General features: G+C 49.5%; 21 protein-coding genes and 1 tRNA gene. 13 read left to right on the forward strand and 9 right to left on the reverse strand.

Translation table 11 applies throughout. The features are described 5' to 3' along the window. Nucleotides 1-66: 66 nt before the first annotated feature. From ppc to H6F91_RS23975, 3 genes are all read right to left on the reverse strand, one after another. Nucleotides 67-3,096, reverse strand: a complete 3,030-nt coding sequence (gene ppc, locus H6F91_RS23965; protein ID WP_199308020.1) for a phosphoenolpyruvate carboxylase — start codon at nt 3,094-3,096, stop codon at nt 67-69. A 166-nt stretch (nt 3,097-3,262) separates the two neighbouring features. After that, complete coding sequence (locus H6F91_RS23970; protein ID WP_190770939.1) at nt 3,263-4,699, reverse strand: TldD/PmbA family protein; 1,437 nt, start codon at nt 4,697-4,699, stop codon at nt 3,263-3,265. Nucleotides 4,700-4,817: 118 nt separating this feature from the next. Further along, entirely contained in the window at nt 4,818-5,735 is a 918-nt protein-coding gene (locus H6F91_RS23975) for an alpha/beta fold hydrolase (RefSeq protein ID WP_190789519.1), read from the reverse strand. 286 nt (nt 5,736-6,021) lie between these two features. Here H6F91_RS23975 and rplS point away from each other — a divergent pair, with 286 nt between their 5' ends. From rplS to H6F91_RS24005, 6 genes are all read left to right on the forward strand, one after another. Then, nucleotides 6,022-6,384 (forward strand): 50S ribosomal protein L19, encoded by a 363-nt coding sequence (gene rplS / locus H6F91_RS23980; RefSeq protein ID WP_190770937.1) that lies wholly within the window; start codon nt 6,022-6,024, stop codon nt 6,382-6,384. Between the two features lie 95 nt (nt 6,385-6,479). Then, nucleotides 6,480-6,552: transfer RNA gene (locus H6F91_RS23985), tRNA-Trp, on the forward strand. A 156-nt stretch (nt 6,553-6,708) separates the two neighbouring features. Then, entirely contained in the window at nt 6,709-7,887 is a 1,179-nt protein-coding gene (locus tag H6F91_RS23990; RefSeq protein WP_190770936.1) for a tyrosine-type recombinase/integrase, read from the forward strand. 458 nt (nt 7,888-8,345) lie between these two features. Continuing rightward, entirely contained in the window at nt 8,346-8,585 is a 240-nt protein-coding gene (locus H6F91_RS23995) for a helix-turn-helix domain-containing protein (protein WP_190770935.1), read from the forward strand. Nucleotides 8,586-8,589: 4 nt separating this feature from the next. Further along, on the forward strand, nt 8,590-11,601 hold the full coding sequence (locus H6F91_RS24000; RefSeq protein ID WP_190770934.1) for a hypothetical protein: 3,012 nt from the start codon (nt 8,590-8,592) through the stop codon (nt 11,599-11,601). Nucleotides 11,602-11,688: 87 nt separating this feature from the next. Continuing rightward, the gene (locus H6F91_RS24005; protein WP_190770933.1) at nt 11,689-12,606 is read left to right on the forward strand and encodes a hypothetical protein; all 918 of its coding nucleotides are present in this window, start codon (nt 11,689-11,691) and stop codon (nt 12,604-12,606) included. 29 nt (nt 12,607-12,635) lie between these two features. On the opposite strand, the gene H6F91_RS24010 is transcribed toward H6F91_RS24005, so the two are convergent. Continuing rightward, nucleotides 12,636-12,986 (reverse strand): MarR family winged helix-turn-helix transcriptional regulator, encoded by a 351-nt coding sequence (locus H6F91_RS24010; RefSeq protein WP_190770932.1) that lies wholly within the window; start codon nt 12,984-12,986, stop codon nt 12,636-12,638. Nucleotides 12,987-13,226: 240 nt separating this feature from the next. Here H6F91_RS24010 and H6F91_RS24015 point away from each other — a divergent pair, with 240 nt between their 5' ends. Further along, complete coding sequence (locus H6F91_RS24015) at nt 13,227-13,586, forward strand: hypothetical protein (protein WP_190770931.1); 360 nt, start codon at nt 13,227-13,229, stop codon at nt 13,584-13,586. A gap of 24 nt (nt 13,587-13,610) precedes the next feature. On the opposite strand, the gene H6F91_RS24020 is transcribed toward H6F91_RS24015, so the two are convergent. The 3 genes from H6F91_RS24020 to H6F91_RS24035 all read right to left on the reverse strand — a co-directional run bounded on the left by H6F91_RS24020 (nt 13,611) and on the right by H6F91_RS24035 (nt 16,485). Continuing rightward, on the reverse strand, nt 13,611-14,648 hold the full coding sequence (locus tag H6F91_RS24020; RefSeq protein WP_190770930.1) for a hypothetical protein: 1,038 nt from the start codon (nt 14,646-14,648) through the stop codon (nt 13,611-13,613). A gap of 406 nt (nt 14,649-15,054) precedes the next feature. Then, on the reverse strand, nt 15,055-15,762 hold the full coding sequence (locus H6F91_RS24030; RefSeq protein WP_190770929.1) for a hypothetical protein: 708 nt from the start codon (nt 15,760-15,762) through the stop codon (nt 15,055-15,057). Nucleotides 15,763-16,278: 516 nt separating this feature from the next. Continuing rightward, on the reverse strand, nt 16,279-16,485 hold the full coding sequence (locus H6F91_RS24035) for a hypothetical protein (RefSeq protein ID WP_190770928.1): 207 nt from the start codon (nt 16,483-16,485) through the stop codon (nt 16,279-16,281). 184 nt (nt 16,486-16,669) lie between these two features. Here H6F91_RS24035 and H6F91_RS24040 point away from each other — a divergent pair, with 184 nt between their 5' ends. The 4 genes from H6F91_RS24040 to H6F91_RS24055 all read left to right on the forward strand — a co-directional run bounded on the left by H6F91_RS24040 (nt 16,670) and on the right by H6F91_RS24055 (nt 19,559). Continuing rightward, nucleotides 16,670-17,269, forward strand: a complete 600-nt coding sequence (locus tag H6F91_RS24040; RefSeq protein ID WP_190770927.1) for a hypothetical protein — start codon at nt 16,670-16,672, stop codon at nt 17,267-17,269. A 92-nt stretch (nt 17,270-17,361) separates the two neighbouring features. Continuing rightward, a complete protein-coding gene (locus tag H6F91_RS24045) occupies nt 17,362-17,589 on the forward strand; it encodes a hypothetical protein (protein WP_190770926.1) in 228 nt (75 codons plus the stop codon). 100 nt (nt 17,590-17,689) lie between these two features. Next, the gene (locus tag H6F91_RS24050) at nt 17,690-18,214 is read left to right on the forward strand and encodes a hypothetical protein (protein WP_190770925.1); all 525 of its coding nucleotides are present in this window, start codon (nt 17,690-17,692) and stop codon (nt 18,212-18,214) included. Nucleotides 18,215-18,224: 10 nt separating this feature from the next. Beyond that, nucleotides 18,225-19,559 (forward strand): hypothetical protein, encoded by a 1,335-nt coding sequence (locus tag H6F91_RS24055; RefSeq protein WP_190770924.1) that lies wholly within the window; start codon nt 18,225-18,227, stop codon nt 19,557-19,559. On the opposite strand, the gene H6F91_RS24060 is transcribed toward H6F91_RS24055, so the two are convergent. Then, complete coding sequence (locus tag H6F91_RS24060; RefSeq protein WP_190770923.1) at nt 19,524-19,694, reverse strand: hypothetical protein; 171 nt, start codon at nt 19,692-19,694, stop codon at nt 19,524-19,526. The genes H6F91_RS24055 and H6F91_RS24060 overlap by 36 nt on opposite strands. Before the next feature lie 27 nt (nt 19,695-19,721). Between H6F91_RS24060 and H6F91_RS24065 the strand changes: the two genes are divergently transcribed. After that, on the forward strand, nt 19,722-20,345 hold the full coding sequence (locus tag H6F91_RS24065) for a hypothetical protein (protein ID WP_190770922.1): 624 nt from the start codon (nt 19,722-19,724) through the stop codon (nt 20,343-20,345). Next, entirely contained in the window at nt 20,342-20,587 is a 246-nt protein-coding gene (locus H6F91_RS24070; RefSeq protein ID WP_190770921.1) for a hypothetical protein, read from the forward strand. The genes H6F91_RS24065 and H6F91_RS24070 overlap by 4 nt, the downstream gene beginning before the upstream one ends. A gap of 363 nt (nt 20,588-20,950) precedes the next feature. On the opposite strand, the gene H6F91_RS24075 is transcribed toward H6F91_RS24070, so the two are convergent. Next, nucleotides 20,951-21,166 carry a hypothetical protein gene (locus H6F91_RS24075; protein ID WP_190770920.1) on the reverse strand — a complete coding sequence of 72 codons (216 nt, stop codon included), beginning with the start codon at nt 21,164-21,166 and terminating at the stop codon, nt 20,951-20,953. Between the last annotated feature and the right edge of the window lie 2,456 nt (nt 21,167-23,622).

Genomic DNA, 23,622 nt, shown 5'->3' on the forward strand with positions numbered 1-23,622 from the left:
ACGCTGAGCGCCCATCCCTTTTTGCAAAGAGCTTTATGATTTTGTCCACTCAATCGATTGAAGCAATCAACCCGTATTCCGCATTCCCGCAGCAATACCGTTAATCGTGAGCAACGCTCCCCGCAGCAGCTCACCCCGGCTGTAACGCGAACGGATGACTCCAGAAGCTGCATTACTCTTATGTTGCCGCAAGCGCTTCAGTAGGGACACCTGCAAGAAACCGAGAGGTACGATGGTGCCATTTCGCAACTGAACCGAGCGTTGCAGATCGGGGTCACCATCCAGCAGTTTCTTATGGCCCGTAATCTTCAGGACTAACTCACGAGTCAGGTAATACTCACTCGAAATCTGCTCGAAGAGTTGTTGGAAGCGATCGCGCTGATCCCCCGGCGACAACTCTCGCACAAAGTGGTGAGCAATCTGCAAATCCACTTTAGCCAGAGTCATCTCGCACTTAGAAATCACCATCTTGAAGAAAGGCCACTTGTAGTAGAAGTAGCGCAGCAGCTTCAAGTTCTCCTCCGGTTCCTCGTCGAGGAATTCTTTCAAAGCCGTCCCCACTCCATACCAGGAGGGCAGCAGAAAGCGGGTTTGAGTCCAGCTAAACACCCAGGGGATGGCTCGCAGGCTGCTCAGGTCACGCTTACCGCCTCGACGAGCAGGACGAGAGCTGATCTGGAGTTGGCTAATTTCCTCAATTGGAGTGACATGGTGGAAAAATTCAACGAAATCTGGCTGTTCGTAAATCAGGGCACGGTAGTGGGCGCGCGATCGCGCCGCCAGCTCCTCCATAATCTCGTGCCAGGGCTGAATATCATCAAATCCATTCCGTAATAGGCTAGCCTGAATCACCGCAGTTGCAATGGTTTCCAGGTTATACAGCGCCAGTTCGGGCAGGTTGTACTTAGAAGCCAGCACCTCACCCTGCTCCGTAATCTTGATGCGGCCATCAATGCTACGTCCTGGCTGGGCTAGGATCGCCTCATAGGCAGGGCCGCCACCCCGACCGACCGAACCACCCCGACCGTGGAAGATCCGTAAGGCAATATCATAATCTTCACCAATCCGCTGCAGAGATTGCTGGGCTTTATGGATCTCCCAGTTGCTGCTGAGGAAGCCAGAATCCTTGTTGCTATCGGAGTAACCCAGCATAATTTCTTGCAGGCCAGGTACCAACGCCCCTTCGGTTTGGGTAGCTTCAACCATCGCAGCATAGCCCCCTGCCAGAAATGCCCGGTAAAGTGGCATTTCGAACAATTCTTTCATCACAGCAGGAGCCCGCAGCAAATCCTCCACTGTCTCAAACAGCGGCACTACGTAAAGGCTACCGGCTCCAGTCGCAGGATCATAAAGCCCAGCCTCCTTCGCCAGCAGTAGCACCTCCAGCAGGTCACTCACGTGGTGGCTCATGCTGATGATGTAAGTCTGGCAGATAGAAGGGCCAAATTCCTGGTGCAGTTGCCGAACCATGCGGAATGTGGCAATAATTTCGTTGGCCTTTTCTGAGAAGGGTAATTCTGTTGGGATCAGCGGACGGCGAGTCTTCAGCTCTGTCGACAGCCACGCAACCCGCTCCTCCTCAGACATCTCGGCATAGGAAGTGGGTAGGAGTTGCAAATACTCTAGAATTTCGTTGATGGTGTCAGAGTGCCGCGAGCTTTCCTGACGAATGTCCAGTTGAGCCAGGTTAAAGCCATAGATCTCAACCTGACAGATCAGACTCTCCAGATCTCGGCATTCCAAGCCGGTCTCTTGCAAGCTCCGGCGAATCAGCTCTAATTCCCGCAGAAGATCTTGCCCAGAAGCATAGAGAATCGCCGGATTAATATCAGGAATTTCGCTCTGGAAGTAATCCCCCTCGTAAAGCTTGACGCTACGCTCCAGGGTATTTTCCAAGCGCTTCTGGATGTAAGACAGCTTCAATCGGTATGGTTCCTGACGATAGCGAATCGCCAGTTGCTCATAGATGTCAGGCAGTTGGATCTGGTCTTGCTCCAGGGAGTCGAGCAACTCGGGCAGTACATCACTCCAGTGCAGGGAGAGGCTGAGTAGATTAGTCAAGTGCTTCACGGACTGGATGTACTTCTCCAGCACCATATTCCGCTGATAGCAGGCAGTCTTCCAGGTAATATCAGGGGTCACGGAGGGGTTGCCATCGCGATCTGAACCGACCCAGGAACCAAACTTGCAGAAGTTAAACTGGGGTGGCTTTAGGCTGGGAAAACTTCCTTGAAGCCCTTGCTGAAGACGCCGGTAGAGTTGAGGAGCCACATCAAACAGCCCCTCCTGGAAGTAATGCAAGGTGTACTCTACTTCATCCAGCACGGTGGGCTTGAACTGGTGAAGCTCATCGGTACGCCACCAGAGGCGAATTTCTTCCATCAGTTGCTCCCGCAACAACTGAGCTTCCAGAGAAGAGGAGATGCCAGGTTTCTCCATACCGTTATCTTCCAGTAAGTCCAGTTGGCGCAGGATACGGGCAATACGTCGCTGTTTGTGGCGGATGGTGTGCCGTACAATTTCCGTTGGGTGAGCCGTAAAAACCAGCCGGATGTCGAGTTTATTGATCAGACGTTGCACCTGCTGGGGTGGAACGTTAAGGTTAAGCAGCCAGGGGAACAACACCTGAAAGGTTTTGCTGCGGTTAAGGCTGGGAAAGTCGTTGAGGGTACGCTCCAGAAATGAGGTATGCAACCCATTGGCTGATTCACCTTCTGCCTGCTGGAGGGGGGAATCAACATTCACCTCTTCGTAAATAGCCCGGTACTGTTGCTGCTGCCCCCGTTGCTCGTAATGCTGCTCAACAATATTAATAAGTTGAAAATACAGCGCAAAAGCTCGGGCCGCTCGAATTGCTTCGTTTAAATCGAGCTTTTCGATGATGTCGACAACAGCCAGATTCTCCGCTTCAGGAGCCTGCCCCTCTGGGGACGACATAGTACGTAGCTGCCGCAGCAGATCCACCAATTGCTGCCCACATTCCTGATACAAAACTGCCTCAAGCAGGTCCTCCACGATGCGGAGACGATGCCTCAGAAAGAGATCATTGGTGGATGCGATCGCCATTTCCGAGTTAGAGGTTGATTCAGTGGCCATAGGTCCACGGGGTGCATCATCAGATGAGTGGAGGATTGAACTCATAATTTAGAGTCAGTCTTAAATTATTTGATAATTCTAGGGTTTTTTACCCTAACTTCAGTACCGGGTGCGGCTTTTTGAGGGGAAGACAGGAAAATTTTGTCGGCAGCCCAGCTAAGCTCGCTTAACCACCACCAAAGACTTCCACTCCATCAAAAGCGCACACAGGAGAGCCATGACCCACACGAATGGCCTGGTTAGGTTCTCCTTTACCGCAGTAGGGCGTGCCATACATCTCCCACGTGTCGGGGCGACCAACTTTCATAAGACTGTGCCAAAACTCTGGTGTGGTTCCCCGATAGTTGGGATTGCGCAGTGGTTGCGTCAGCTTACCCTGTTCAATCTTACGGGCATACTCGCAACCAAATTGAAACTTGTAGCGCTGATCATCAATCGACCAGGAACGATTGGCTTCCATATATACCCCAGATTCAATGTTGCCAATCAACTCTTCCAGGGATTCAGTTCCCGCTTCTAAATTCAAGTTAGCCATTCGATCAATCGGAGGTCGATTCCAGGAAGAAGCTCGGGCACAAGCTACACCAGGTACCCCTAAACGCTGCTGGCTCTCCAGGCTACCCAACCCTCGCAGAAGCCGCCCTTCTTGAATCAAGTATTCCTTGCTAGCGGTAGCGCCCGTGTCATCAAACCGGTAGCTGGCAAATTCTCCGGGCACATTGGGGTTAAAGGTGATGTTCATCAGGGGCGCGCCATAGGATAGAGAACCAAAATCCTCTGGCTTCACAAAGCTGCCTCCTGCGTAATTACGCTCATCCCCCAGGATGCGATCGAGTTCCAGCGGATGCCCAACACTCTCATGGATTTGCAGCATCATCTGATCGGGAGCCAGCACCAGGGTGGTACGCTCGGTGGGACATTCTTCAGCAGTGAGCAATTCTACTGCCTGTTCCCCAATCTGATGGGCGCGATCCCATAAATGTTGGGTTAGAAACAGTTCCCATCCCCCCTGATAGCAATGGGCCAGAGGGCCATTGTCGGTGCGCTGTTGAACAACAGCACCATCCTGGGCAGTGGCACCATAATGCGTTTGTAGCAGCACCAACTTTTGGTAAGCATCAGAGCCATTACTGCTAACAAACCAGGTTTCAACCTCTTCGGTCGTAGCCATAGCAGAGGTTTGAACAATGCGATCGTCCACCTTCAAGGTGTTGCAAAGCCGCACCAGAATATCGTTAATATCGCCCACAGACAGCACATCTAACGGCTTCTCAACCGGCGAAACATACTGCCCAACCACGGGAGGCCGCACCGATGGGGTCAGAGAATGAATGGCCCAGGCTTGAGCTGCGATCGCCTGCTCATAGGCAATCCTAGCGGCCTCCTGAATCGCATCCGGGTCGAGAGAGTTGACCGCACCATACCCAATCTGGCCACCTGCCATGACCTCCACCATGGCTCCCTGATTCAAGGAGCGGCTATTTCCCTGAGGGAGACCATCTCGCACTGATCGGTAAGTAGACTGCTGGCGCACGGCCCGAATTCCAACCCAATCGGCGGGTAGAGTAACAGCAGAGAGCGCACGTTGGAGGTCTGAAATCATTGGATTCCACAAAACGCTAATGCGACGATAGTAACGGAAATTCTTCCACTTCAGTGTTTCGGGGCAAGTTTGCACCACTTTTGAGGGCAGCGTTTCATCCTGCCCTCAAAAGTTATTTTTAATCTGAACGGGCCGTAATGAATTGGTGAATTTGGTTGGCGGTAAAGTGAGGTTGTTCCAGGTGGGGGACGTGACCAGAAGCGTCAACCCAGACCAGACGGCTGTGAGCGATCGCCCCTGCAAACTTCTCAGCGTCTCGAATCCCTAGAATGCGATCAGAGCGGCCCCAAAGGATCAGGGTAGGTTGCTTCAGTTCTGCCAGACGAGTTCGGTAGGAGCGGTAACCCCCGCTGCGGGTGAACGAAATAAGAGCTTGCTGCCATCCGGGGGCTGACAGGTGCAGGGCGGCACAACGGGCGGCGTCTTCGGAGGCCCAAACCGGATCGTGATAAGCCTTTACAGCAATGTCCTGGCGAACTTTAGGGCTCCGGAGAAACGCTGTAGCCCAGTTCTCCAGGGGTGGCATCAAAAACTGACCCAGAGCCGGGCCTACGGTGTAGCCAGCACTATCTAGAAGGACTAATTTTGAAACGGCTTCGGGGTGGTTGAGAGCAAAGGCGATCGCCGCTGCCCCACCCATCGAGGCCCCAACCAGCACGGCAGGCTGAGCAATCAACGTTTTCCAAAAAGCATAGAGATGTTGATTGATAGCCTCCGGGGTAATCGGCACATCGGATTTACGTTCGGTGAAGCCAAAACCCAACAGATCAACAGCCCAGGTAGTATGCTGCGCTGCAAGTTGGGGGATTAAGCGGCGAAACTCGAACACCGAGCTATCAAAGCCGTGGAGTAGTAGCACTGGTACGGAGCCCTGCCCCTGACGGATAAAAGTCGTGGCGATTGGATTCGGGTGAAGTGGGGTGAGCAGAGAAACCCGCTGAAGTTGTTGGGCGATCGCCATTGAAGTCGGCTCTGATAGACCCTCAACGGGCAATGGACATGACTCAAATTCTTGTAACGGTGCTTCAGTTTCCATACCTGCGTCCAATGAATCTTCGCTCTTGTGTCGGGCGATCGTCTGTAGCTACCCCCTGGGTAAAACGCCAGCAGGTAGGTACAGGTTGTCAAAACAAGACGATTTTATCGTCTTACCCGAAGCCATAGGGTTATAGCACCTGGGCAGTCTGGCTTGAACTTGAATGAAGCCCTATCAAAGGACTGTTTCACCTTTATGGCTTATCCGAAAAACTGTCTCACTCGATCTTTCGTAAATTACCTGAGATTGCTATATGATTAGTGATTGTGAGTTTTGAAAAGTAGCCATGAAAGCCGAGGAAATCATCCGCTCTATCGAGGCGGAGCAGTTAAAGACGGATCTGCCAGTCATCTACGTAGGTGACACCGTAAAGGTTGGCGTGGTGATTCAGGAAGGCGGCAAAGAGCGGGTTCAGCCCTACGAGGGGACGGTCATTGCCATGCGCAATGGTGGGATCAATGAAACTATCACCGTTCGTCGAATCTTCCAGGGTGTTGGAGTTGAGCGGGTCTTCCTACTTCACTCTCCCCGAGTTGCCAGCATCCAAGTTCTCCGCCGAGGCAAAGCCCGTCGCGCCAAGCTTTACTACCTGCGCGACCGCGTGGGCAAGGCAACCCGCCTGAAGCAGCGCTTCGACCGCGCCCTCTAATGCGACTAGGAACGTGCAAAGCCTTCGGGTATTTTTTAGAAAACTTCCAGAAGGCTGCACTTACCTGGTACACTACATAAAGTTCGGTTACGCAGGCGCTCTTAGTTCAGTTGGTAGAACGCAGGTCTCCAAAACCTGATGTCGGGGGTTCGAGTCCTCCAGGGCGCGTTTAGATTACAGCTATTCCATCTTGATTCTAAAGGGATTCAAGCATGGGATAGCTTTTGTTTTTTGGCGCGTTTTAGAACGGGTTGGGTCATTTCCTGTGAGAAATAAGTGAGACGGGAACCATCACGGCGAATTAATCGCTAAGAGGTTTCTGTGATGACCTACAAAGTTAAAAAGCCAAAACGGCGGGGTAATGTTTCCGTTGGGGCCAACAAGGGAGTTCTACGAATTACCTTTACCCGCCAGGAAGTAAGCCCATCAGGCGGGCTGTATCATCGCCGCTACTGGCTCCAATGTGGAATGCAAGACACACTCCACAATCGGCGGAAAGCGGAAAGGGTAGCCGAGCGGATTCAACGGGATTTGGCTTACCAGGAGTTTGATCCAACCCTTCAGATTTATAAGCTACTACTGGCAGGGGTAACACCGGAGGAAGTGGAGCGGGTAAAACGCCGCCAACTACCCGAACTGGCTGCCCTTTGGGAGGAATACACCCATTTCAAAGCGAAGACCCTGGAGGCATCCACCATCCAGCGGGATTATGGGCGGATCGCTCGAATCCTGGCAAAAATACCCGTTGAAGTGGATACGCCCCGTGAGGTTGAATTATGGCTTCTGGAGAACTACAGCACAGAGATTTCAAAACGAGTTCTAGAAGCTCTCTCTGGTTGTTTCAAGTGGGCTGTATCACGGGAACTGGCGGGTTTTAATCCGTTTCAAGCGATCGCCCAATCCATTAAGCCAACCAAACGGGAAAGCGCTCGAACTCAACAGGCTTTCACCAACAGAGAACGGGCGGCGATCATGACAGCTTTTCGGGAACATCACCCAAAGTATGCTCCTATGATCGAGTTTGCTTTTCTAACAGGATGCCGCCCTGAAGAACTGGCGGGGCTTCAGTGGAAACATATCACTGAAAAGCACATCCATTTCTGTGAAGCGTTACCTTCGGATCTGCGGATTCGGAAAAGCATTAAGACTCATACGCCCCGCCGTTTTCCAATTAATGGACAGCTATCCGCCGTTATTGCGGAGATTCGGGGCGATCGCACACCCAACCCGGAAAGCCCGGTTTTCAGCTTCAAGTTAGGAACCGCCATTAATACCGCTAATTTCAATCGGCGGGTGTGGAACCCAGTTCTTCGAGATCTAATGAAGCGGAGTGAAATATCGCGGGTGTTGCCCTTAAATAACATTCGCCACACCACATGGACAGCCCTTCGAGAATCGGGCTTGCCTCCAGATGATATTGCTCGTTTGTTAGGCCATGATGCAGCCGTGGGATTGAAGCATTACCACGGCGATCGCCCTCTACCGGAGGTGCCAGAGCTATGAACAGCAATTGCAGCTTTGGTCATTCTCTTTCAGTTCTTCAAACGTTCAGTAACTGCACGTTTGCGTTACCTAGCTTTAAAGGTTTCCGGCAATCGTTTCTTGCTGGAGGTGGCGGAGCTAAAAACAAGCATTACACCTCTGGTAATGCTACTTCGATTGTTCAAACTTCCAATTATTGGAAACTTCCGTTACCTAGCTTTATAGGCTTTCAGCGATCGCCTTCTACCAGAGGTGCCAAAGCTATAAATACGGCGATCGCTCTCTTTCAAATATTTAGAAAGGTGTGGAACCTAAATAGTCAACGATTGACTATTTCCCATTTGCACGTTGGAGCAATTGAGTTGTGTGAAGCAAATTCTAACTTAGTTAGAAACTTCAAATCTCTATTACTACCAATTCTCAACCGTCTAGTTCTAACCCGTGGGAACCCTCCCCTCGCCAAATTGAGGGATTTCCCCATGAGATTTATCAAGACCAAACAAGCGGCGGCCCTGGCGGGGGTTAGTCGAGAAACCCTTAAGCGGTTACGGCTGGAGGGGGAACTGATCGAGGGAGTTCACTGGCGGCGGTTGGGTTCCCGTGTCGTGCTTTTCGATCAAGACCTTTTTGAACACTGGCTTGCTACTCGCAACTGCCCAGAATTGCACGAAGCCCGGATCGATGAATACCTGAAAAATCTCGAAATCAAGGGAGCCTAGCCCCATGCCCACACAAAACAAAACCGCCCTGGCGGGGGCGGTCAACTCAAAGAATGAAAAATCTCTTGATTTAAGTGTATCCCGCCCTGCTGTTATTCCTCAAGATTCAAGTGTTCTGCCAATTGATTTGGAACAAGCCCGTATCCAACTGAAGCTTTTAGGTTACTCGGATGATGAAACGGTCTTTTTGCGGAAGCTCAAACGGAAGCGAATGACGGATACACGAGCAAAAGAATTAGGGGTATATCCTCAGAATCTTGAGGCAACGATCAGTACCTTGCCATCCATTCAAGACCCTTACAGAGGCATCTACTTTGTTGTAAACGGCGGCGGCCACAGTAAAAAAGATGTGGCTCATCCGAAAGCTGTTTTCTTTGAGTTTGACGATCGCCCACCTGAAGATCAATTTCTAGTTTGGAGGGAATTTGGCTTGCCAGAACCCTCCTTACAGATCAAAACTCGGCATTCTGTCCATACCTTCTATGCGTTGGATGGTAGTTGTGATCCAAAGGATTGGGAGGATTTCCAGGAAGACCTTAATGCTTATCTTGGTTCTGACCAAACTATTAAGGAACCGTGCCGATTAATGCGGTTGGCTGGAAGTTGGCATTTAGAGGAAGGTTTAGAGCCTACACGCTGTGACATCTTCCACCAATCTGAAGCCCGCTATCGTTTTGAGGAATTGCGATCGCTCATTCCAGCACGGACAACCATAGAAACGGCAACTGCCCATCATCCTAAAACGCATCTATCGCAAATGTTACGGGAACAAATTCTTCCCCGCTTATCCCCTGAACAGGCGTTTACCTGGAGCGGCCACAACTGGCAAGGTGATAAGGCTAAAGGCAAGCTTCGAGGTTGTTGCCCGTGGCATGAATCTAAATCAGGAACCGCTTTTTACACAGATCTGAAAGACGGCATTTGGGTGTGGCGTTGCCCGTCCTGTGGGTTCGGCGGTACTGCCCTGGAGTATCGCGATCGCATTCAAGCTGGTGATGGAAAGCCACGGGGGCCGAAATTCGTTGCTTTAGTTGAGGAATTAGCCAGGGATGCGGGGGTTAGTCTCCCAGACCACGCGCCGCCAGGTGCTAACCAGAATACTGGGGAAGATGAAGGCGATCGCCCTGAATCCAAGGAACATGAATCTGTCAATGGGAAAGCCCCGCCAGTAGCGAACCTTTTGATAGACCTGGCTACCTGTGCAGAGTATTGGGTTTCTCCTGATCGAACTGTTTACGCTGATGTGCTGATCCGTGATGTTCGGCAAACGTTACCAATCCGAAAAAAGCCTTTCAAAACCTGGCTTTTAGGTTCTTTGTATGACACACACAAGCGGGTAGTTGGTTCAGAAACCTTGAATCAGGTGTTATCGGTGCTGGAGTGGAAAGCTATCTCGAAGGGCGATCACCGTGAGGTTGCTTTGAGATTGGCTAAACACGAAGGGCTAATTTACTTTGACTTGGGGCGGTCGGATTGGAAAACCGTAGAAATTAGCCCTGGCGGCTGGGGGCTAATTGACTCAAAGGATTGCCCCGTGCGATTTATTCGCCCCGATACCCTGCTGGAATGCCCAATTCCTGAACGGGGCGGGAACCTGGAGGAATTGCGGGAATTTTTAGGGTTAGAGGGGGAACCGTGGGTGCTGGTTGCCTCATGGCTCTTATATGCCTACTTCCCCCTTTACTCTCACCCAATCCTGATCTGTCATGGGGAACAGGGAGCAGGAAAAACTAGCACCGCCAAATTTTTGAAGCGTCTTGTGGATCCCGGAAAAGCTCCCCTCATGCCGAAGATTGCAGATTTACGGGATCTGGCTATCCAATGTCGAAACCGTTGGGTGCTGGCATTCGATAACCTAAGTGGCCTATCGCCTGAAAGCTCGGATGCCCTTTGTCGTATTGCTACGGGGGGCGGCTTTTCTACCCGAACCCTTTACGCTGACGACGAAGAAACCGTTTCCGAATTCCTACGCCCACTAATTCTGACTGGGATTGATTCCTTAGCCAACCGTCCAGACCTACTCGATCGCTCCCTATTGGTGAACTTACCTCGTATCTCTGAGGAGCGGCGGCAAACAGAGGAAGAGAGGGAGAAGGCGATCGCCGCTGCTCTACCCCGTTTGTTAGGTGCTGTCTTCACGGCCCTTTCCCAAACATTGGGGCGGTTGCCTTCCATATCCCTAGAGCGGTTGCCCCGAATGGCAGATTTTGCTCGTTTTGCTGTGGCTGCTGAACCTGCATTGGGGCTGGAGCCAGGTTCTTTTCTAAAGGCGTATCAAGGCAATCAGAATGAAGCGACAGAGCTATCGCTGGAAGCGTCGCCAGTAGCCACGGCGATCCGGGAACTGATGGATGGACGTGATAAATGGTACGGGTTAGCGAAAGACCTATTTAAGGAACTGGCGGGTGATGGAAGTAAAGTAGGTTTTCCGAAAGCGGCTCACGTTCTCAGCCGTAGTCTCCCCCGTTATACACCCGCCCTTAGAGACGCGGGAATTGAGGTTGTGTCACATCCCAAAATTGGGAAAGGCCGCCCGATAGAGATTCGCTGGATAGACGGAAAGGGAAAAGTAGCGTCACAAGCGTCACAAGCGTCACCAAAGGGTAAAAATGCTTGCCCTGAAAGCGTTTCTGCTAGTGATGCTAATTCCCGGAGTAGTGATGCTATTTCTTCCGCCCCCCCTGAAGCGTCACCCAACGGTGACTCTATTTCTCAGCCACTTATCGAAGCGTCACCTAATCCGGAAATAGCATCACAACTTGGAATCCTCTCTGAGCAAGGGTTTCAAGAGGTTAATGATGCTAGTGACGCTTATGATGCTTCAAAAGCTACCCAGTCTAGGCCGCTTTATGAGGTTGGGGAATATGTCATAACCCCATCAGGTTTTGGAGTCATAGCAGATCTTCTAGAGGATGACAGGGCAGCCGTTCATCTGGAGCGCCATAACGAAATCCGTCCTATCCCCATCCGAATGTTGAGAAAAGCCGATAGGGATAAGCCAACCTTACCCTGCTGATTTCTCTAACCTCTTGGCGGTGGTTCAACCAGTGTTCTGGATGTTACCGCCGCCAGTTACCCAACGAACAAAAAGAGAGGATCACCTATGACCGATCGTGCTGAAATTAGCCGCCGCAATGGAGCATTATCCTGTGGCCCCGTGACAGAACGGGGAAAGATGATTGCCTCAAAAAATGCCACGACTCATGGGTTATTAGCCCGTAAACCGCCGCTATTGGTAACGGAAGACCTATCCAGCTTTGAAGGATTGGTTCAGGGCTTGGTAGACCACTATCAGCCAGAAAGCCCAATCGAGCATTTTTTGATTCAGCAAACAGCAATGGGGATGTTGAAGCAGCATCGCTTGTGGGCTGTAGAAGCGGCGATCGCTAACATCGAAATTCTAAAAGCTCAAAAGGCTTTACAGTTTCCTGATCACGTTACTTCTCCAGATGTGGATCTCTCAGCAGATTTAGCTGCTTTCTCAGAGAAGCGCACACCCATCAATGTTGTGTTGCGGAAGGAAGCTAACACCCTGGCAAGGTTGATTAAGGCTTTGAGCAATGCCCTGGAGGAAAGCGAGAAATTAGGGGAGAAAAAGACCCTGGCAGCTTTTCGGGAATCTCTTAAATACAACTACTTCCACGAGGATCGGGCGGCAGCGGTCTGGAGCTATCAGGACTCCTTTGAAGCATGGTTAGAAAATGCTTGGAACCAGAAGCGGAATGGTCGTGTTGCAGATTTTCAGGAAGCGATCGCCCGTGCTACCCGATTGGTCGAACTGGCACGGGTGCGAATCTCTGAGATTTTGCAACGGTTGAAAGACCTAGCGGCTTTAGAAGAGGGCATTCAGCAGGCACAAACAATGAGCCAGGGCATCCAGAACCCGAACCTGTATCTTCGATACCAGCAGGCTATTAACCGGGATCTGTACGAGGCTATTGATCGACTGGATGAACTTCAGGAACGGAAAAATAAGGGTTTTCTGGGTTCGTTTGGTAAAATTGCCCCTTCTGAGAACTAGAGGTTGGTGAATCAAGGGGGCGATCGCTGTCAGTGAATTTCATTTACTTGCGAGCGATAACGTTGGGCAACCACTACACCTTCAGGTGTAAGCCGAATTTTTTTATATCTAAAGCCAGGAGGGGAAGAACCCTTGCCCCAGAACGAGGAAGGCGTGTCTAAAGCGTAGCGTGGCTCTATCAACCCTTCTTTTTCAAGCTTTCTGATTGCACGGTGTAGGGAGATATTCTCAGAACGAGTAATTTCCAGACCAAACACATACTCTCCTACATCTCGGAAATCATGCCATTCTGGATAGTGGAAAAGAACTTGATCAGGCTGCCCCGGTTCCTGGAACACAAAAGCTTCTCCCTTAAACCATTTCTCGTGGTTGTCACCCATAAACTCCAGCACCTTACGCTGGAGTTTTCCATGCCCTTTACTCATAAGTGTTGAAAAGTCTAGCGGGACTTTTCAACACTTATAACCTGAAAAATCTCAACTTACGTAGGCAGAGCGACAAAAGGGGGAAAATCAGCAGACCTCGTTTTGATGCTGCAAGCTCTAGCCAGTCTCATCTATTGACGTGTTGTGTCAGCAAAAACCATACTTGAAAAGTAGTGACACAACACTCTGATCCTTATGGATTACGCCACCGCCGCTGCCCGAAAAGCTGAGTTAGAGGGAGCGATCGCAACTTTTAAGCAAGACCTGGAGCAATACAACGGGGAAGCCTACCGTGGGTGCTGGCTGGATTCTGTGAAGGATCGGGCGGGCAAAAGGAGCTACAGCCGCCTACGGTGGTTTAAGCCCGGTGAAGGTGGCAAAAAGGGCTGTAAGACCTTACGGGGGGAGCAAGTAGCGGAAGCAACGGCGGCGATCGTCCTCTGGCAAGACCTGGAGCAGAAGGAATCGGAATTATTGGAGGTTAATTGTCACTTAGCAGATCTACGGTTGTTGGCCGCTCGTTACGGGTTAGAAGTTCCCCTAAAACAAGCTTGATAAGCTACAAATAAGAATTTTGCATTATGCATCATCATCTATAAGATGCACACAAACTCTCAACGTATCCCTCCCCATCTGTTTAAGTTGTTTCAAAAACTCTATAAATCTCACGACTTCCCACTTCTTAACAGGCTGGAAATTTAATTCCTCTACTACCTCTACCTCTCCCTTTTCTATTTGTTCAACTAATTGCATAGCAAATTCATAGCCATAATCATTGTAAACTCCCATCCAATGCTCAATTTGATCAAGTTTTAAGCGAAAATGTCCCTTCCTCAGATTCTTCGCATTTTCTGCAAGTTCTCTCTGAATTTGTTGATGAATAATTTCAGATCTATTCGCCAGATAGTAGTCTAATTTTTCATTGACTTCAGGACGGTTTAATCCCCTCAATGAAGCTATTATGTATTCCTCATTATCCCGCTCTGTATAAGGAATACAAATCAAATCAATACCGTGCTTTTTACAGATTTCATATTTAAGAGCATCATTAAGTTGAACTTCCTCAAGTGTTCTATGTTTGTGATGAATTTCGACTTCCTGATAGTGATATTCACCTTGATACTCAAACGCAAGCAGTAGCTCTTTACTGTATCCATCTAATTCAAGCCTATTACCTTCTACTACCAGCCATTTTGGTCTAGATGTGCTAAATTTTTCACCCAAAATTCTCTCAAAAGTTTTACGAACCTCGTTTTCTGATTTCTTTTTACCCTTTTTGATGTCAGTTCTTGCCCATCCAAGATGCTCAAGTGTGCAGTTATAAGCATTAGAGGGTTTAGGTGGAAATCTGGAAGGAAGTTGTCCAGTTTCCAGTAATTCCTGATACTGTTTAAGGCTGGTTATTCCATGCTTTTTACAATATTCTTTAAAGTCCGGAACTGATACCCACAGTATTTCACCCCATGTTGTTCCTAAAGCTTGAGAAGGTTTCGCAGGAAAATTTTTAGGAAGCTTGCCATCCTTAAATGCTTTTTCATAGCTTTCCCTTAAGAGCAAATTATGCTTATGGCAAAAATCAGAAATTTCGTCCTTTGTTGCCCATTCTTTCTTAGCCATTGGGTTTTACGGAGAATGTTTTAAGTTTGATGTTGAGAGATTTCCTAAACCAATAGATTTTCCGCTTCTACTGATTACACACTGCACCTACTTGCAGTCAACTTCCGGACTGATCCGTAGTATGCCCCCAAATACCCTCGCGGCGATCGCCCTCCATGAATATCGCAGCAAAGAACTGGAGCAAAAGCAGTGGAGTATCATCTAACTCTACAACGCCTATCTTTATGAGCCAGCAAGCCAACTTTACAAACTTCATAAGAAGCTGGATGACCTTGTGATGCAAGCCTACGGCTTTACCTCTCAAGCCGACGTTATTGAAAAGCTTCTTGCCTTAAACTTGGAACTAGCGGCTAAAGAAGGACTTGAGGAACTTGTTGTTGGCCCGTGGGCACCGTAGATGCTAGTTTCAGCTTATATCCCCTTTGTTTAGAAAAGAGTCAAAAACTCGCTTGTCGTAAATACTAACTGATTCAATTTCGGAAGTAGGAAGAACAACCTGAAAATCATCAATACTAATGCCTTCAAATTGCTCAGGATTTTCTTCAATTTGTTTATATACAGAGGTATACTCTGTCGTTATTTCAAGTTGTTTAGTTTCTACTTTCCGATAGCCAGAAAACTGAGGCCAAATTAGTATAAATTCTTCCTGATCTTGGCTATCATTCAGTTTTGTTACAAAGCCAATATAGACTTTTCCACTACGTAAAGTAATAGACACTTGTTTGGTTTCAATAAATGCTTTGGCTAAGAGAACCTGGAGCGGGCCGCCAAACTTCCTAGCATAGTCAATGGCTAAAGATTCCTTATCAGTTTGAAAGACGTTTAAGATTCTGCCACATACACTACCTAGCAAAAAAGCTAATAGTGAAACATTCAAATATGGATAACTAGACAATGGGCTAGCATCGAGTAATTGTTGAATAGGTGGGAAGGCAAGTTTTATCGATTGAGCCAAAAAAATAGCTACTGCAAGCAAAACAATTCCTGCAATAGCTGAGTTAAAAAATAGACGATAGCCCGACCATTGCCGAGCTAAGTATCGGGTGACGAACCATTGAGTTACAAGGATGTAACCTCCCAACAAGGGCAAAAATAGTTCATTTAGCCCAAGCACCTAGCTTCCTCTACTTATCACGCAAATTTTTCTTGATTTCGGACTGTCCAGCTTGACTTCTATAGATGTCTACTGGCCGCATATAAGGGGTTCCGTTATACGTAACTCTAATTTGAGGTTTAGAAGGGTTATGTTTTTCAGGCTCCCTACGGCTCTTATCAGAGCTACTAGAACCTTTATCAGATGGGACTTTGTCCATCGTTTTAGAAAGTTAAGGGAATATCCCTATATTAGGACAAGACATTCTCTGTCCCTCAGAGAAAAAATAAGATGCACAAAGCCTTTACAAAAAACAGCTAGCCATCTCGCCTAGCTTGCCTGGTTACTCATTAGCGATCAAGAAAAATCCCTAGAAGCTTTGTAGGTAAAGCTTCTAGGGATTTTAGGTTAAATATCATCTAGCTCAGAAAATAACGAGATTTTATGGGTTTCAATCTATCCGAGCTGACACATCCCACGTACAGTTAAGTCTCCTTCTATGCCGCTGCTGTAGTATGCCATTTGTCAATGGCCCTATCACTCCTTCCCCTTTTCGGGGTTCTCTGAAGGCAATTCCCCGCTAGCTTCCGCCCGTGCGATCTCTTCGGCCAATACGGCTTCAACAAGGTTGGACAAGCTCCTGAACCGTAGATCGGCCAACCTCTCCAGCTTTTGCTTCATTTCCTGGCTGCAATAGGCCACAATTCGGGCTTTGTCCGTTGCCACGTCGCCAAATACGCTCATAACAATACCTCTCAGGGTAAACGATAGGGCCATTCCTACCCCTAAGTGTTCCCATAGTAGTTTTATTCCAGTAATTTAGTGTTGCTAAAGTGTGCACACCTTGACTATGATGTGCCCACGTACGAAGCCGCTATGAAATTCATAGCGATCGCCATACGAACCACATACGAAGGAGCTACAAGCTATGCGGAATCACACATTTCGGTCAATCTCGGAAAGCATGGGGCGGGATAAGCGTACCGTCCAAGCCTGGTATCAGCGGGCAAAAGACGAGCATGGAGAACTGGGAGAACTCATCAGTGGAACTCGGTTCTTCGACGATGGGGAGCGAAAAAAGCTGATTGCCTATGCAGGAGAAAAGCCCCTTCGGGCAACCAACCCCGCCCCCCGCTTCACCGTCGAAATGGGCAACCATGCCGCCGAAAAAACGCTCCAGGTTGGAGCAACATCCACAAGCCTGGAGCAATTCCGAACCGATCGCATCCGTCAACAACTGGCGAACCCTAAAGAATTTATGACCAACCTGAACGGGTTCCTGGATCAAATCGAAACGGGTATTGATGCCGCCGAAAAAGCCCAGGAAGCGGAATTGCTCCAGACCCGTGAAATTAAACAGACAGCCCAAAAGCGGTTGGGGCAATTCCGCCGCCGTGTAGACGAGTACCGAATCAAATCCGATTTAATGGCGCTTCTCCAAAACGCTGACCTGGAGGAAGTAGAAGACATCGCCGCCGAACTCAACACCTTGGGAAAGCCCGCTGTCGAACCATCGCCGCAATCCTGATCGCCCTGCTGACCTTGGGGGCGATCGCCGCCCTTGCCACGTTCCCGCCCCAACCTATACACCCCACACCCACAAAGGAGGGCATAGGCTAAATGTCCCAAGAATTCACCCATTACCCTGCCCACGAGGATCAAACCGCTCCCTTCGGCTGGAAAGCGGAAAGCGGTTTATACTTCCGCCCCGATTGGGGCGATCGTCTAATCGAGATCAACGGGGTTCCCCATATCGCCGTTAGCAGATTTCTGGAGGGAGCCATCGAAGACACAACCGCCCGCCCCGAATTTCTCACCCTGGCGGATTTGCAAACCTTGGGAACCTGAACCAGATTCCTGCTGAAAAAAATTGATAGGGCGGCGATCGCTCGAAGTTGGTAGCCACGGCGATCGCCCCTTGTCCCCCACATAAGGAGACATCACAATCATGCAACAAACGGACGGAAAAACGATCCAACCAGACCTAACCACCGACCAAAAGGGCGGTGAAATTGTCCTTAGTTCCGAAGAATCGATCCAGCTTGCCAGAGAAACCTATGAACTGATACCCGTGGGCGATCGCTACCCCGAACTATTCCAGGAGCTTCAAGACCTGGCGGAGGGGGGCGAATATGAAACCCTGCTGGAGGTGCAAAACCTGTATCTGGTTCAGGTCACAGATAACCGGGTAGACAACAGCACCCACACCACAACCCTGAACTATCAGCCCTTCACTTTCATCGACAATTCCCAGCACACCAACATTTTCATTACGGACTCCAGCACCCATAACAGCCACAATCGCAAACACCACACCAGCACCCAAACCACAGGGGGAAGCGGCGATGAAGACCTGATCCTAAAAGTCTCAATCGCCCTCTTTACGGCTGTCTTTATCACCGCCCTCTACAGCTATTGGGTAGAACGCTTTTCGCTACCGCCCCGCCCCATGCAGCAATACCAGCAGTTTTAAGGGGGGAGCCATGAAAGACTTTAATGTTCCGCTCCTGATTCGGGATGCGGCGATCGGCTTCGGTATTGGGGTTCTAATCATGCTTGCATGGGAAAACATTACCCAACCCCGCCCCGTTGCCGTTCCGCCACTACCGCCCCCCGGTGCTATCCTCCAACCATCAGGGCAAGGGCCACAACAACCCGCCGCCCCCATCCAACCGCCTGCCTATCAGCCGATGAACACGGGCTTCAACCCTGGAGATTATCTGGTGTGGGCGATCGCTAGTGTGGCCGCCTACCTTGGGATCCGCCATGATCTTAAGAAACTGGAGCCAGCCACCGCCGCCAATGTGGCCGCTCTCCTGCCACCCGTTCCCCCTTCCTCTGGATCTGTTGTGTCAGCATCTAACACACAACCCAATCAACTGACAAAACAAAAGGCTAAAGGATCCACCCTCACGGCGATCGCCCCGTGGGAAGAGCGAAAAGCCGCCCTCTGGCAACTGCTGGAGGAAGAACTACCCGCTGTGCTGCAACTGCTGGAGGCAACCCCGATCCTGGCGGTTGGCCCACAAAGGAGCGGGAAAACATCCTTTGCCGTGGCCCTGGCACTCACCCGCCAGGTGCTATTGGGCTATGGAGCGGAAGTGGCAACCCCACACCAGCACGATACATTCCCACCCTCCTTTGGAGTATGGCGGGAACTAGAGGGAGTACAGGATCGGATCCATGCTTATTTTGACCGCATAGGGCAGGGCGATCGCTCCCCCATATCCCTGCTTTTCGATGAACTCACCAGCTATGCCGCCGCCGAACTGGAGGGAGCCGATCGCCTTATGCTGTCTTTCCTCAGTGAGAGCCAAAAGCACGAAAAGTTTGTGATTGGCTTATCCCACGGCATCACAAACGCCACATTAGGCGGGGCGAATGGAACCGCCCAAATGAGACAGCAGGGGCTAATTATTGTCGAGAGATCTTGTCAAATGAGCAAGACAGGGCGGCGATCGCCTAACCCGCTCATTCGGATCACCGGACTATCAGAAGCCCCGCTTGAATTCGTCTTACCCGATTGGTTTCATGCCGATCATCTCCTGGAATTTTTTCCAGAGCTACAGGAAGGGCGATCGCCTTCACCAGATGCCAGTTCTCCAGAATTCCCCCGTGAAGTTTTAGAAGCGGTCTACACCGCCGCTAAAAAAAGAAATCGCCCCGTATCTGCCCGTGATATTCAACAGGCAAGATTACCTGACCTGGATGGATATAGCGCTGACCAAATTCGAGCGGTATTTCTAAGTCTTGAACGGATGGGGCGAGGCAAAACGGATGGGTTAGGAAGCGGCATCACCTACGCCCCCAACCCCTAAAAACTCAACACCCAACAAAACGCCCCCAACCTCTACCCAACAAAGGTTGGGGGCCATCCAACACCCGTTGGGCTGTTGGGGCGATCGGGGCATCCACCAACCAGACATCCACCAGATACCCAACGGTCTACCCAACAACTTTCCAACCTGGAGTAATGACCTATGACGCTATTAAGAACCCCGCCCGAAAAGGTTAGAGCTTTAGCCTATGCTTGTGTCGGTATTGGCTTTTTCTTGTCAGCAGTAAATGTCTACTTCACTGAAAGGTATTTTGCACAACAAATACAGGGAACGGCGGGTAATGCTGCCTATCTTGGAACATGGGCAATTTCTATTCTGATAGCGGTCTATGAATCTGCTTTGATTAGCATCTTGTTAAGCCCGGACGAATTACCCCTAACTTTTCTTCCTTCTCAACTGGAGCCGCCACCAGGGTTCCCCCGATGGGTGCCTACAGCTATAAAATGGGTTCTCCTAATCGGGGCTTTTTTGCTTACATGGTTCATCTACCGAACCGATTGGATCAGTACTACGGGAGCACTAGGAATTGCTAATCCTGAACCCCGCCGCATAGCTACCGTGGCCCTTGTCTTCGGCGGCGAAATTTCTGCCGTGTTGGCCCACTTACTCCACGCGATCGGCAAAACTGGACAGCTCAACACCCGAGTTTTTTGGGAAGGGCTTCGGAGTGCTGAGAAACAAACTCCAGCGATCGCCGCCAGTAACCCCGCCGCTTCCCCCGTATCCTCCAAACTTCGAGACACCCTAAAGGCGAAAAAGAAATGAAGCGGATACCAGAGGATGAGTTGAACACGTTAGAGGTTCCCCTATGGAGAATGGCGATCGCCTTCATGGGTACAATCGCCCGCTCCCCCTACTCCCCTATCATGGGTGCCCTTCTGGCGGGGTTGGGTGTGGTGTTACCTTTTCTGGCAGATATATTAGGTTGGCTCCTACTGGCGGCGGGTACATTAATCTTTACAATTGGTCTGATCGGGAAAGCCTACCGACTGACCGGAGGGCGATAGCAGATCCCCATCCAAACTGCCCAAAAAGCCAAAAATTGACATTCTCTGAGAGTTAAGTGAGAATCGCTTCATAACCAATCGCTAGGATCCTGTCTCTATCGTGTTTCTCGCTATCCAGTCTACAGGACTCCAAAACCTGATGTCGGGGGTTCGAGTCCTCCAGGGCGCGTACAAAATTCAGCCATCCTGTACTAATTTGTGAGAGAAGAGAGGCGGGGTTTCACTCCGCCTCTCTTCTTTTGGTACAAACTACCCCGCAGCGGCTATACGTACGACAAATCCTTAGTCCAACCCCAAGTATAAAATTGCGCTGTGTCGCAATCGCCACACCCTTAAATTCATCGCTATGCATCTAGCGCGCATCTATTGATACCGTTCTATTAATAAGCCTGCAGCTTGGCGTGATGCTTTGATCGTTTGAATTTTGATAGCTAGTCCTTGGGCCTCGCTCCAACCTCTCATATAAGCTTCGTCCTGAGGAAGCCGAGGCTCTGCACTGAGAGCGATATCATAGTCAACGAATCCAACTGCCTCTCGTCCTTCAGGAGGCAGCACAATCAGCCACAACAACTCTTCCATCGCAGGGTATAAATTTTAACGATAGTTCAAGCATAGTTTTTACTTAGTAGATCTTGAAACTGTAGATTTTTGTAGTCTTCGAAGAATAGGCATAATGTATCAAAAAAAACAACTATACTTTTTCGTAGATTCTTCACAGCCGTTACCTATGCTGCGAGTTGGATCAACTTTGCTTTTTGCCTGCATTATCTTGGGAATGTAGATTCTTCGCGGCCTCATTCAGCCATACTTCAAGCTTCTGAGGGCCTCTGCTGCTTCTCTAACAGCCTTGCTTAAGGTTGCCAGTGTTTCAGGTGGCAGTTTCTCTGAGATTGCTTCATCCAAGCGTTTTTGGAGAGCTTTAACTATCTGTTCCTGTTCTTTTTCAAGGGACATGGAAATTTTTCAGGCTAAGAGCGCATCCATTATCTACTAAAAAGGTAAAATTACTGTGAAGGTTGTCTTTCTATGACTTCTACAGTTATCACCACAAAGCTCATCTTAAAAGGAGAGAGGCGGGGCGAAACCCTGCCTCTCTCCTTTTGAGATAAGTGCCTCCTGCTGCAGCTTATTGCAAACGGCTTGTGGATGTGCTGGCTATGTTAACTGCAGGCTGTCAAAGCATTTTTTTGAGCAGTTCAGACCTGGCGCTGCTGGTGTTAGCGATCGCCCTTTTGCGGCTCCATCCCTAATAAGGTTCCGGTAATGCTGCCTACAAGCAACACGACAGGCAGCCAGATTGGAGCATGCGCAAGAATCATCGTGAATGCTCCAATCCGAAAGGATAAAGCTGTTCTTTGAGCAATGGATCTGTCCATTCGCGGGCACCTCCACGCGTTTTTTGCTGGCAGGCTGTTTTGCTACCAGTAGCATCCACGGGTCTGTCGTTCTAGACAGCGCTCATAATATTAGACGCCGCTCCATATTGAAAAGATATTAGCCGCGCATACGTTTTTCTTCAGGCACATTGGCAGGACAGTGAGGGCGATCGCTGCAAGACTGCTTATACAACACAATGTCAGTCTTAACCAATCACTGCATTCCTTTTTTTGCCACCCGCGATATCGCTTTGGGTGGTTTTCTATGGTTGATACCACACTGCTCAACACCCCGCTTTCTGTAGCGCTGCGTGCTTAGAACCAGACAGTATATTTTTTAGAAGCTGCACTCTGGGCAGCTTCTAAAAAATATACTGTCCTAATCAGATTCTGTAAGGTCATGGTATAAAATTTGGATCGTCTGCTCAAAAGACTATTTCTGCGCCTGAAGCGCACAACTAGCTAAAAAAAGCTGCCCTGATCAGGGTTGCCTATGACGACTATCGCTATCAAGAGTTCCCCTTCTGTTTGGGGATCGTATTGCTGGGGAAGGAACTCGTTCATGAACCTGAGTATGACACTCCGCAACGTAAGAGCCTTTTATATACAGCGCTTTTTAAGCGCTTAAAATCTGGTTGTTTTTTGAGAGCGCGGAGCACAGCTCTCACAAAAACAACTGTGGCTGATTCAAGCGCAAAGCGCTGTAACACTGCATGTTTCGAAGCAGGAAAGTTAGTTTTGGGAAGCCTCATGGAGGAAAGCGTTCCAAAACTGGTCTGACCTCGTGCGAGTAAGCTCAACTCTTAGTTTCTGTTGCGATCGCTCATCCGCAACTCCCCTGATTTATGCCATCGGTCGCGACTATTTGTTTTGGCAATTCTGCTGTGGAGTACCAGGAGATTGAGTGGGAATATAAGTTCAAGTTGATTCAAGTCTTTCCTGACTTATCCCACGCCTACAGCATTAATAACAGCAATTAGAGGTCGGGTACCCGATTGCGGTTTGGAGATTGCTCCTACGGCTCCCACCTCAACCGATTTCATGGAAACATGATTCTCTCCTGTTGACCCGCTCTGGTATCCAGAGCGGGTTTTTCCGTGTACAGGATACAGATGGCTAAAAGGGTCAAATTTTTTGTTAGTAACCTCAGTTCGGGATAAGCTGAAGTGCTCATTTTGGCGTGCGCAAAGCGCACGCCAAAATGAGCGTTTTCGAGTGCCGCGCAATGCGCGGCACTCGAAAACGCCCTTCACTCAAACTGAGGTTTAGTAGGGTGAAACCCTACTAAAAAAAATTGGGTTTTCCATACAGCTTCTAGGCTGAGATGTTCTCGTGTTACACAACAGTCGGAAGATGGATTAAATTGCAACCACAGACATAAATGTAGTGAGAAATGTAGAGCTTGCCTTAGGGTAGAATGCTCACTTTCCCCTACATGGCATGATTTTTTTGAACTACGTCCGTCAACTTTCCCTGCATCTTCCTCGACCGATGCAGGGTTTTTCCTTTGACGTCACACCCTCGATAGACTCATCGCTAGAGCTTCCCGTGGCAGAATACCAGCGACTAGCATTTAACCCGCCTTGCACTCACTGCAATGCGGTTTTTTCTATTTTAACAAACTGAATAAACAGCCCTAGATAGGTTTTGAAAGTTGAA

The organism is Leptolyngbya sp. FACHB-8 (genome assembly GCF_014695575.1).
Lineage (GTDB): Bacteria > Cyanobacteriota > Cyanobacteriia > Elainellales > Elainellaceae > Vacuolonema.